This window comes from Mesorhizobium sp. P5_C1 (genome assembly GCF_054049815.1).
Genome location: NZ_JBFULQ010001253.1, coordinates 1 through 740 on the forward strand (window position 1 = coordinate 1; position 740 = coordinate 740).

The 740-nt window shown below is 61.1% G+C and carries 1 protein-coding gene; it reads left to right on the plus strand.

Annotated features, from left to right (window positions below):
• The coding region (locus ACXJ7R_RS35200) for a YfbK domain-containing protein (protein WP_457155813.1) at positions 1 to 594 on the plus strand (594 nt) is incomplete at its 5' end.
• Positions 595 to 740: the final 146 nt, after the last annotated feature.

The window sequence follows — 740 nt, forward strand, 5'->3', positions numbered from 1 at the left end:
GTGCTGGTCGAGGACGCCTCCTCGACGCTGTTCACGATCGCCAAGGATGTGAAGATCCAGGTCGAGTTCAACCCCAACAAGGTCTCGGAATACCGGCTGATCGGCTACGAGACCCGGGCGCTCAACCGTGAGGATTTCAACAATGACCGCGTCGATGCCGGCGATATCGGTTCGGGTCATTCGGTCACCGCGATCTACGAGATCACGCCGAAGGGCAGCGGTGGCGAGCAGATCGACCCGCTGCGCTACGGCCAGGCGTCGGTGGACAATGGGGGCATCGCCAATGCCGGCGAATATGCCTTCGTCAAGATCCGCTACAAGCTGCCCAACGAGGACGTCTCGAAGCTGATCACCACGCCGGTGACTTCGGCCAACGAGGTGGCGTCGTTCGACGAGGCCGGCACCGACCAGCGCTTCTCCGTGGCCGTCGCGGCCTTCGGCCAGAAGCTGCGCGACGAGGATGCTACCGCGAAGTTCGGTTACGACAAGATCATGGAGATTGCCACTGCCGCTCGAGGATCCGACCCGTTTGGGTACAGGTCCGAGTTCCTCTCGCTTGTGCGCCTTGCCTCGGCGCTGGGCGGAAATCGGTAGTGGTGATGACGGCCGGTTTCTTTCAGATGGGATCGTTCTGATACGGGAAACCGACCCACGGGCGGGTGAGGCAGGCCGGCGAGGGTTTCATTCCTTGCCGGCCTTTTTTTGCGGATTGTTAAATTGCGTTGGATTTCCGGTAGATG